Source organism: Vibrio sp. 1180_3, assembly GCF_029478545.1.
In the GTDB taxonomy this organism is placed as follows: domain Bacteria; phylum Pseudomonadota; class Gammaproteobacteria; order Enterobacterales; family Vibrionaceae; genus Vibrio; species Vibrio aestuarianus.
The window spans coordinates 117,786-128,652 of the sequence record NZ_SJFM01000012.1 but is presented as its reverse complement, the minus strand read 5'-3'; the positions used below and the strand labels follow the sequence as shown (position 1 = coordinate 128,652).

At 41.4% G+C, this 10,867-nt stretch carries 10 protein-coding genes; 7 read left to right on the top strand and 3 right to left on the bottom strand.

Annotated elements, in window-relative coordinates; all coding sequences use genetic code 11:
• On the top strand, positions 1–97 hold a 97-nt coding region (locus EYW48_RS09755), incomplete at its 5' end, for an IS3 family transposase (protein ID WP_130200936.1).
• Positions 98–166: 69 nt separating this feature from the next.
• A complete protein-coding gene (locus EYW48_RS09750) occupies positions 167–349 on the top strand; it encodes a hypothetical protein (protein WP_277432327.1) in 183 nt (60 codons plus the stop codon).
• 180 nt (positions 350–529) lie between these two features.
• Here the strand turns inward: EYW48_RS09750 and EYW48_RS09745 are convergent, their stop codons facing one another.
• The 3 genes from EYW48_RS09745 to EYW48_RS09735 all read right to left on the bottom strand — a co-directional run bounded on the left by EYW48_RS09745 (position 530) and on the right by EYW48_RS09735 (position 3,082).
• Positions 530–1,894 (bottom strand): FUSC family protein, encoded by a 1,365-nt coding sequence (locus tag EYW48_RS09745; protein WP_277432326.1) that lies wholly within the window; start codon positions 1,892–1,894, stop codon positions 530–532.
• Between the two features lie 100 nt (positions 1,895–1,994).
• On the bottom strand, positions 1,995–2,858 hold the full coding sequence (locus EYW48_RS09740; RefSeq protein WP_261917691.1) for an HlyD family secretion protein: 864 nt from the start codon (positions 2,856–2,858) through the stop codon (positions 1,995–1,997).
• 11 nt (positions 2,859–2,869) lie between these two features.
• Positions 2,870–3,082 (bottom strand): DUF1656 domain-containing protein, encoded by a 213-nt coding sequence (locus tag EYW48_RS09735; protein WP_176314151.1) that lies wholly within the window; start codon positions 3,080–3,082, stop codon positions 2,870–2,872.
• 533 nt (positions 3,083–3,615) lie between these two features.
• On the opposite strand from EYW48_RS09735, the gene EYW48_RS09730 reads away from it, so the two are divergent.
• From EYW48_RS09730 to EYW48_RS09710, 5 genes are all read left to right on the top strand, one after another.
• Positions 3,616–5,148: an Orn/Lys/Arg decarboxylase N-terminal domain-containing protein gene (locus tag EYW48_RS09730; protein ID WP_277432325.1), complete on the top strand. Its 1,533-nt coding sequence runs from the start codon at positions 3,616–3,618 to the stop codon at positions 5,146–5,148.
• On the top strand, positions 5,063–5,914 hold the full coding sequence (locus tag EYW48_RS09725; protein WP_277432324.1) for a hypothetical protein: 852 nt from the start codon (positions 5,063–5,065) through the stop codon (positions 5,912–5,914). Before EYW48_RS09730 ends, EYW48_RS09725 begins: the two co-directional genes overlap by 86 nt.
• Positions 5,915–6,009: 95 nt before the next feature.
• Positions 6,010–8,319: an arginine decarboxylase gene (adiA, locus tag EYW48_RS09720; protein ID WP_176314021.1), complete on the top strand. Its 2,310-nt coding sequence runs from the start codon at positions 6,010–6,012 to the stop codon at positions 8,317–8,319.
• Between the two features lie 157 nt (positions 8,320–8,476).
• Positions 8,477–9,814, top strand: coding sequence for a putrescine-ornithine antiporter (gene potE / locus EYW48_RS09715; RefSeq protein WP_176314022.1), 1,338 nt, complete (start codon positions 8,477–8,479; stop codon positions 9,812–9,814).
• Positions 9,815–9,868: 54 nt separating this feature from the next.
• Positions 9,869–10,783 carry an amino acid ABC transporter substrate-binding protein gene (locus tag EYW48_RS09710; protein WP_277432323.1) on the top strand — a complete coding sequence of 305 codons (915 nt, stop codon included), beginning with the start codon at positions 9,869–9,871 and terminating at the stop codon, positions 10,781–10,783.
• The last annotated feature ends 84 nt before the right edge of the window (positions 10,784–10,867 follow it).

The following is a 10,867-nucleotide window of genomic DNA, read 5'->3' as shown; positions in this document are numbered from 1 at the left end:
CTTCGAGTACATAGAGGTTGATTATAATCGGACGAGAAGGCACAGTGCTCTTGGGTATCTAAGCCCTGTTAACTTTGAACAGCAAAATGTCGCTTAATGTGGTGTCCAGTCTTGCTGGAGCAGATCACTTAACCGCTGTCCTACGCTACGTACGGTGTGTTTAAAAGTGGTAACGATTTTATCGCGTTATTGGCCACAAGGAATGGGTTTTCAGCAAGTCGAGAAGATAGTCGAGCGTTGTGATAACACAATTCGTCAGTTAATGAGCGAAGAGGAACTTAAAAAAATATCTTATCAGCAGTTATACGATAGCGTATTGCAGCATAAGAGTATTCAATTAGATTCTTAATCTGGCTTCTATACCTTTCCTACTTGAAGTTGCTGCGGTGTTAGCTACCTGCAACTTCAAGTTGTTTGGATATATACCCAAACAATCTCAACTTATGGTTGAGCGAAAATCAAAAGAGGGTATGTGTTATAACACATACCCTCACTGTAGCTAACGCAATGTTAAGTTGCTTGCGTATATTTAAAATTGCTTTTTAAATAAATCGCCAAAAAAGCGTCCCATCATCAACACCAAGACTATAATGGTCAACATATCTATTGTTGTACTAATGTCATACTTAGGGATTAGGTTGAGTGCTCCCATGGTCATGATCAGTAGCAAGTTTCCTCCAAGTAAGCGATATATCATAAGCTTAGGTGTTGAAAATACTTTCCAAACAACCAATATATTAATAAAGTAAAAGGCGATTAATTGCCAAATTTCAGTCATCATCGGCATGATAGTGATGTATTGAAAGCTATAAAAAATACCAAATCCAATAATACTGCAGAGCATATCTTTTATTAGGATGGTAGGCATCGTTGGTAATATACATGCGAATATGCTCAGTATCATTGGGAACATAAAACTGCCTGGTATTGACATATAGATCCACATATAAATACCAACAATATACATAGTAACGCCGTGAGCGACTTTCCTTCTGTCGTCTTTCCAATGCTGAGTGAAAGAGCGAGTTTCAATGGTTGGTAGCGGCACTTCATCGCGATATGCCTGTAAAAAATCCGGCAAAACAAAATATTCTGGCGTTTGAGGGGTGAACTCCTCTAGTGCGACTAATATTTCATTAAGTAAGGTGGTATTAATCTCTTTCTCACTATCCACTTGTATCTGTCGTAAATAGTGATGAATAATTGCGAAATCGAGTAACCTTTTTTTCCATAATGCCTTATGAAAAGTTAGCTGATAGCTGTCTTTGGTTGGATTATTCAGAAAGTTATTCAGTGATGCGATGAGCTGTCTTAAGTCTATTTCCTCGGTGCTTGAATGATGCTCTGCAGCATTGAGTAATGACTTAGTATCATTGATCATATGCTGATGCATTTGTTTAAAAAGTTCTGAGAAAGTTTGCTCTGAACTTATCGGCCAAAGTAAGCGGAATACGACGATAAAAATGACGACTCCTAGTACGGTTTCCTGCATGCGAAGTAACGCAATGTTGAAGGTGTGTTGACTGTCAAAACCACCAGCCCACGCAATAATTGAACATACAGAAAATGCCATTGTGAAAATATATCCGCGTCTAATATCGGTGGACATAAATAAGCACAACGCCATAAATAGACCGTAGAAAAAAATGAACAAGAATCGATCTTGAGAAAATAGAATGACAAGCAAGAACGCGTATCCGATCCCCAGTATTGTTCCAAAAATGCGATTATGTCCTTTCAATACCGAGTGTGAAAACGATTCGGTCATTGCCATCGCGAATACGGATAGAGCTGCCCAATATGGCTTTTCCCATTGAAACCATATGGCAAGGCTGATCGCCAATGCTATAGATAGCGCGACTTTTATTGCTTCTTTAGTTGAAGAGCTAAGCACGATAGTCACCTTTTAAGTAAATTAAACTGTAATAACATTATCTTTAATGGCATTAGCTTTTAATGATATTAATTTTCAATGATGTGAGGTCTTAACCACCTTAATTTTTTATTATCTTGACTGAAGCCGTCATGCCTACACGCAGTTGCAAACCTTCAGGAATATTGTTCAGCTTTACTTTTATTGGTATACGCTGAGCAAGACGGATCCACTGAAAGTTTGGATTGATATTAGGTAATAAATTAGCCCCAGTAGTACCATCCTGCTTAGCGACACCGTAACCAATACTTTCAATTTCACCTTCAAGCACATGATCATCATTCATCAGTAATGTCACAAAAGCTTTATCTTTTCGAGCAACGCCATGTAAGTCTGTCTCTTTAAAGAAGCCTTCAATCCAAAAGCTATTTTCATCAATGAGAGCAACAACCGGCGTGTTGGCAACAACTTGCGACCCAACTCTTAGGTTAAAATTAGTAATATACCCATCAGTAGGAGCATACACTTTAGTAAATTCGAGGTTGAGTTTTGCTTCTTCAACGTTTGCTTTCGCTAATTCTAAGTTAGCAAGTGCTGTTTCTACCGCATTGCTTAAGTTGTTCAACGTTAATGTAGAAACGGCTCCGGGGGTGAGTTGCTCAAGGTTACGTTGACGTAGTTCTTCATTTTTCGCTTTTTTGACAAGAGCCGCCGCCTGCTTTTCTGACGCTAGTGCCTTATGGTAATTGGTTTGATAGATACTTGGATCAACTTCAAATAATAAATCACCTTGCTTTACATGTGAGTTATCATCTACCAGTAGACGGGTAACTTGACCAGTCACTCGTGGTGTAATTGACACGATATACGCACGAACTTGGCCATCTCGTGTCCATGGGTTTTGTGCGTAAGTCTGGTATTGAGAAAACAGTACATAGCCAGCACTTAGCATCAAAATAAAAGTAACAAAATAACGTTTAATCACGGTGTTTTCTCTCAAAATGTGGTGATAAATTGACTGATGATGCCGGTAAAAATAATGACCAAGCTTAATTCTGCTAGAGCGGGATGAGCTACATACTTATGCCAACCAAATTTCGCTATCGCAAAACTCAATGTACTTGCAAAAACGTATGCAATCACAACTACCAATAGTAATGGGGGAATATAAATTTCACCCCAAGCAAGTTCGTGTGGTACTGCATTCATAAATTACCTGCTTCCGTTATTAATAATCTAAAAACGCACATTACCGTAAGAACGAATGTTTTTTTAATCGCATTTGATGGACTCTACCCATCAAATCACCGGCTTGGTGTTGTCTGTCAACATCGATTCGAGGCGAAAGTTTAAAATTTTTGTTTTTTGTCATTTTCCAAGTTTTGGAAATATGGCGAATTAATTACTTTTTCTGCATGTGATCCACTATATATACAATATAATAATTTAAATTCTCATTATTGATAATTTAAAAGAAATCTACATAGATCTTGATTTTGCGGCGTGGCTAAAAATACTATTTAAAGTCTATATTTATCATGATGTTACTATTATTTTTTTATGTTGATTTGGCGATTCTATCGGCATGGAGATATTTTGTTTTTAATGGATTGATTCACAATAAATTTCATTTTGAATGGTTTGGTCCATCAATTGGGATTGTTGCTTTATCGATGGAGCATGCATAATTTTTGGCATGAACTACGTTTAGATACGCAATTAAACATTTCCAGGAGCCAATAATGAATTACGTACGTCAACCATTACCACCGAGACTTTCTAAAGAGTTTTCGGTTCTGATTGTCGCGAATATTAATGATGATACGGCGGTTAGCAGAAGTGCCAGTGAAATTTGTAATGAGTTAGCAATAGATGGTATTCGAGTCGTTACCAGTAAAAGTCTTACTGATTTTGAAACTGCAGTATCTTCAAGTCCAGCATATAGCTGTGTCGTTATCGGCTGGGGAATTTGCCAAGCTGATCATCAAAAAGCACTACAAGCTATCAAACTATTGCAAAAGCGTTGTGCTGGTATCCCTATTATTCTTGGTGTCACCAAACAAACAGCCAATCATATTCCATTAGAGTTTTCAGAAGTTATAGAAAGCGTTATTTATATCCCAGAAGATAGTCCTAAGTTTATTGCAGGTCGAATTAAAGCTGCTTCTAAACGTTATCTTGATTCGGTATTGCCTCCATTTTTTGGTGCGATGGTCAACTTTGACGATACTCACGAATATTCATGGCACACACCAGGCCATACTGGTGGTACGGCTTTCATGAAAACGGCGGTAGGTAAGGCATTTGTCGATTTTTATGGCGAGCAAATGTTGCGTTCAGATCTGTCGATCTCAGTCGGTGAACTTGGCTCATTAAATGACCACAGTGGCCCTGTTAAAGAGTCAGAACAATATGCAGCCAAAGTATTTGGTGCTGATTATACCTATTATTCTGTCGGTGGTAGTTCAGCCAGTAATGAAATCATTCTGCATTCTGCGGTGACCGATGGTGATGCCGTTTTAGTTGACCGTAACTGTCATAAATCATTGAATTACGCACTGAATATGTCAGGTGCAATGCCTATCTATATGGTTCCTCGTCGTAATGCTCGTGGTGTCATTGGTCCGGTACCAAGCTCAGAAATGACGCCAACAGCTATTCAACAAAAAATTGATGAAAGTCCGTTATTGGCAGATAAAACGGTAACTCCAGTGCTCGCAGCACTAACCAATTCAACTTACGATGGTTTAACGTACAACGTTGAAACAACGACACGATTATTGAGCGAGACAGTACCTCGTATTCATTATGATGAAGCTTGGTATGCCTATGCCCGTTTTAATAATCTCTACGAAGGTCGTTATGGTATGCACCGTGGTGAAAGGCACGAAGACGATGCCACTATTACGGTTACGCATTCCACACATAAACTTTTAGCAGCATTGTCACAAGCATCAATGATTCATATTCGTTCTGGCAAAGTGCCAGTGAAACCAGCGTTGTTTAACGAAGCGTACATGATGCACACCTCTACATCGCCACAATACAGCATTATTGCTTCGACTGATGTGTCAGCAAAAATGATGGATGACTCGGGTGAATACCTAACAGATGAATGTATTCAAGAAGCGATTTCATTCCGCCAAGCAATGGTGAAAATCAAGCATGAAATGCAACAACGAAACCAAAATGATTGGTGGTTTGATGTATGGCAGCCTGACGCGATTGAAGGTACACCATATCCAAGATATGGACCCTCAAACGTTAAAAACTGACAGCAGTGCTTGGTTATTGAAACCAAATGAAAAATGGCACGGCTTTGGGGATTTAGGCGCTGATTACTGCATGTTAGATCCAATCAAAGTGACAGTATTGACTCCGGGGATGGATATTGAAGGTGAGCTAGAAGAGAGCGGTATTCCGGCGACCTTAGTTTCATCTTTCTTGGCAAGTCGCGGCATTGTGGTTGAGAAAACTGAACCTTACTCACTACTTCTGTTGTTCTCTATCGGTGCAACTAAAGGTAAATGGGGTTCATTGGTTGCAGGCATGATGGAATTCAAAACTCATTATGACAATAACACTGAACTGAGCGTGGTATTGCCTGACTTAGTGGCAAGTCACCCTGAGCGTTATGACGGTTTAGGTATTCGTGACCTCGCTGAGCAAATGCATCAAGCGATCGTTGAAACCAAGATGCTAGAAAGCATGGACCATGCCTTCACTCAATTACCAACGGTTGTCAAAAGTCCACGTGAAACTTATGGGCAACTTGTGAAAGGCAATATTGAAGCTGTGCCAGTAAAAGAGATGGCTGGCCGTATTGTTGCGGTACAAGTGGTGCCTTATCCACCGGGCATTCCTCTAATGATGCCGGGTGAAAAAGCAGAAGGCGATAGCACTGCGGTTATTGATTACTTACTGGCTCTGCAAGCATTTGATTCTCAATTCCCTGGCTTCGAGCACGATACTCACGGTGTTGAAATTGAGCAAGATGATAACGGTGAGCTTGTATATATGACTTACTGCTTAACTGAATAAAAGTTACCTAATTACAAACTTAAACGATATTTCGTCATTTTGTCGTAACAGTGATGGCGAAGTATCGATTCACAACTTTCAAATGAGATTTAATTATGATCGCAACAAATTACAACCCAGTAAAAAGTAAAGTACTTGTTATTGATGAAGGGTTAGAGAAACTGGATAGCGCTTTTGGTCGCAATACCAAAATTTTGGTCGATGAACTGACAAAACGTGATGTTTATGTTTCAACGGCAGTGAGTGAAGAAGAGGCTTTAGCCGCTATCGTTTCTGATGCTTCTATACACGGTGTGCTACTAAGCTGGGAATTAACTGGCGCTGGCAAAGATGGTAAACGTCCAGCAGAAATACTATTGGATGAGTTAGCACAACGCCACAGAAATATCCCAGTATTTTTAATGGCTAAAAACAGTGAGCAAGTGAAGACGATCAACGAAGATGTGATGACTAAAGTTGAAGAATTCGTTTGGATGCTAGAAGACACGGCTGATTTTATTGCTGGACGAATGATCGCAGCGGTTGATCGCTACCGTGCTCAACTGCTACCACCTTTTGCTGCTGCATTAGCAAAATATTCAAAGTTACGTGAGCAATCTTGGTCAGCTCCAGGTCACCAAGGTGGTATCGCATTTACGAAACTGCCTGTTGGCCGTGCTTTCTTTGATTTTTATGGTGAAAATCTATTCCGTACTGATATGGGTATTGAACGTGGTCAATTAGGCTCATTGCTTGATCATACTGGCCCAGTCGCGGAGAGTGAAAAATATGCAGCAAAAGTATTTGGTGCTGACCGTTCATATAATGTGACAGGTGGTACATCGGGTTCTAACCGTACCATCATGCAGGCCTCTATGGTTGAAGATGATGTGGTTATTTGTGACCGTAACTGTCACAAATCAATTGAACAAGGTCTAATGCTTACTGGCGCTCGTCCTGTTTACTTGGTTCCAACTCGTAACCAGTATGGCATTATTGGCCCAGTACCTGCTTCAGATATGTCAGTTGAAAGCATTACTAATAAAATTGAAACCAGCCCACTAACTAAAGATCTTGAAAATAAAGATCCCGTTTATTCTGTGTTGACTAGCTGTACTTACGATGGTTTGTGTTACAACGCTGTTGATGTTGAAAACCTACTTGGTCAAAGTAGCCCACGTATTCATATGGATGAAGCGTGGTACGGTTACGCACGTTTTAACCCAATTTACAAAGACCACTTCGCAATGCGAGATGGTGCAGGTAAAGATGATCCAAACGCTCCGACTGTCTTTGCAACTCATTCGACACACAAGTTGCTAGCGGCATTATCACAAGCCTCTTACATTCACGTTCGTGATGGGCGTGATGCGATTCCACATGACCGCTTTAACCAGTCATACATGATGCATGCAACAACATCTCCACTGTATTCAATCGTAGCGTCTAATGATATCGCATCAGCCATGATGGATGGTGAAGGCGGAACCATGCTGACAACCGATGCAATTAAAGAAGCGGTGAGTTTCCGTCAAGCGGTAGGTAAAGCATTTAAGAGTCACGAAAGTAATGGTGATTGGTTCTTTAAACCGTGGAACGCGGAGACAGTAGTAGACCCTGTAACTGGCGATAGCTACCCATTTGAAGAAGCACCATCAGAATTGTTGGTGTCAGAACAGAGCTGCTGGCGCTTAGATCCTAAAGATAAATGGCATGGATTCAAAGACTTACAAGACAACTGGGTTATGCTTGATCCAATTAAAGTGAGCCTATTGACTCCGGGTATGAGTGAAGATGGTGAACTTCTGGAGACAGGTGTTCCTGCTGAGTTGTTTACAGCTTATGCGTCTCGATTTGGTATTGTGCCAACTCGTACTACCGATTTCCAAGTGATGTTCCTATTCAGTATTGGCGTGACAAAAGGTAAATGGGTGACATTAATTAACACCTTGTTGTCATTCAAACGTCACTACGATGAGAATGCGCCATTGACTCAGGTATTGCCTGAGCTGGTAAGTAGTAACCCAGAGCGTTATGGCAACCTTGGTTTGAAAGATCTAGGTAATGAGATGTTTGAGTTCTTGAAAAAGCATGATCCAGGCCAAGCACTAAATGATGCTTACTCAACGATCCCACAACCAGAAATGACACCACGTGCTGCGTTCCAGCAACTGGTGAAAGACAACATCGAATTGGTTCCTGCCGACAAATTAGCGGGTCGTGTTGCCGCGAATGCGGTTATGCCATACCCACCAGGTATCCCAATGATGATGTCTGGCGAGAAATTTGATGAAAGCAACAGTCCTCAAATTGAATACATGTTGAAGCTTGGCTTGTGGGATGAAATGTTCCCTGGCTTTGAGCATGAAGTAGAAGGTGCTGAAGTTGTCGATGGTGTTTATAACGTGCTTTGTCTTAAAGCATAAAACCCAGCGCAACCAAAAATTGATGCTTCGATAAGTAAAAAATAAAGCGGTTATTTGTCATCAGATAATAACCGCTTGTTTTGAGGAAAGCATCTCATCGCCATTTTAGATTGTGAACCCACAATCAACACATTTTAATTATCAAGAGATCTTTTGTATGGCTGATACAAATAAAAAAATGACACTGGCGGGTTTAACCACGCTAGTGGCTGTGAATATGATGGGGTCGGGCATTATTATGTTACCGGCCACCATGGCACAAATTGGTGCGGTGTCACTACTGTCATGGATAGTGACAGCGGTTGGTTCAATGGCTATCGCTTATGCTTTTGCTCAACTCGGGGTATTTTGTAATCGCTCAGGTGGTATGTCTGCCTATTCTGAAGAAGCGCATGGTAAGTCGAGCTTTTTCATGGCTTCATTCCTTTATTACCTATCACTAGCGATTGGTAACGTAGCGATTGCCATTTCAGCGGTGGGCTATTTAACCCCGTTTTTCCCATGGTTAGGAACTGGCGCAACACCACTCTTTGTAGGTGTGGTTGGTCTAATTTGGGTTACTACACTGGCTAATTTCGGTGGGCCTAAATTAACGGGTAAACTGGGCGCAATTACCGTGTGGGGTGTGATTATTCCGGTTGCTGGCTTGGGTGTCATTGGTTGGTTCTGGTTCTCTGGTGATGTGTTTGCACAAGCTTGGAACCCAAATAACCTAGCGATTAGTGATGCAATTGCTCAAAGTATTCCAATGACATTATGGGCGTTCCTGGGTATGGAATCTGCTGCGCAAAACTCAGACGCCGTAGAAAACCCTAAGAAAAACGTACCATTAGCGTGTTTGTTTGGTACTTTGGGTGCGGCTGTGGTGTACATTCTGTCGACGACTGTTATCCAAGGTATTGTACCGAATGCAGAGCTTGCAACGTCAACCGCTCCTTTTGCTTACGTTTATGCACAAATGTTTAACCCAGTGGTCGGTAACATCATTATGGCATTGGCAGTGATTGCCTGTATTGGTTCGCTTTTAGGTTGGCAGTTCACGTTGGCACAAACAGCCAAATTCACAGCCGACGGTGGCATGTTCCCGAAAGTCTTCTCGAAAGTGAGTAAAGCAGGGGCACCAATTCTAGGTATGTTGATTGCGGGTGTGATTCAGACATTAATGGCCGTTTCGACCATGTCACCTGATGCGACCGAGCAGTTTAATAAATTAGTCAACTTGGCAGCGGTTACTAACATTGTTCCTTATATCACCGCGATTTCAGCACTCGTGATAGTTATGCGTAAAGCAAACGTGACCGGTAATGCGTTCAAATTGAACATCGTCGTTATGCTCGTTGCTATCCTTTATAGCGCTTACGCCTTATATTCTTCAGGTATGGAAGCGGTATTTGGTGGCATGGTTGTCATGATGCTCTCTTACCTATTGTATGGTTTCATTGCGTATCGATTCGATGGCAGTAAAGCGGCTGATACTGAGTCAAGCGCCTCGTAATCACTCGATATTAAACGATACAAATTTACAGATTTTGAAGTAAGGAATACCGATATGGTACAGAATAAAATAGGGTCATTGAGCATTGTGGCAATGACATTACTGATGTCAGCATTTGGTGCTCAAGCGAACAATGATGTGCTAACGAATGTTAAGCAAACAGGTCAAATAAACTTTGGTTATGTGGCTGATGAAGCGCCGTATTCATCGTTGAATGACATGGCTAGTGAGCCAAAGGGTTACGCGATTGATTTGTGTAATAAAGTGGCAGATAGCATCAAAGCTCAGCCGGGTTATGGTGATATGAAAGTTGTGTATCACCCAACCCAACTCAATGAGGGTTTACAACAAGTTGCAGAGGGTGAGCTTGACCTGTTGTGTGGCGCGGCCATGGAAACGCTGACTCGTCGTGAGCAGGTCAGTTTTTCAACGCCAATTGGCAAGGGTGGCTTAAGCGCGGTCATTAACGAAAATGCGAGTGCGGATTTAAAACGAGTACTGGAAGATAAGCCGGCTCATACTGGTCCGAAATGGCGTGCGACGGTGAACCGTGGTTTGGCTAATCATACTTACGTGGTTCATGAAGGTACGGTAACAGAGGCTTGGGTACGCAACAAAATTAAACAACTGGGTGTAGTTGCAACGGTGGTTACCGCGAAGACACATGAAGAGGGTGTCAAATTGGTATCGGAAGGAGTGGCGGATGCGTATTTTGCCGACCGTTTTGAGTTAATCGGTGAGCTTCATCACTCTCACTTGAGCAATGTGGAGTTGTCGCCTCAGGTGTTTGAGGTTGCATACGGCCGTTTAGCACTGCCTAAGAATAACGATGATTTTCGTTTATTGATTGATCGCACGCTGAGTGAGTTATATCAGTCGGATGATTTTGTACCGATGTACACACAGTATTTTGGTAAGCCAACAAAAGAAACACTAAACGACTATCAAGGCTATAATATCAGTCACTAATGGCTGTCATTCGATAAAGCAATACCTCAGTCTTTGTTGTTTCACAGAAGAAGTGATGTATGGGGTTAGCCTACTATGTCACTT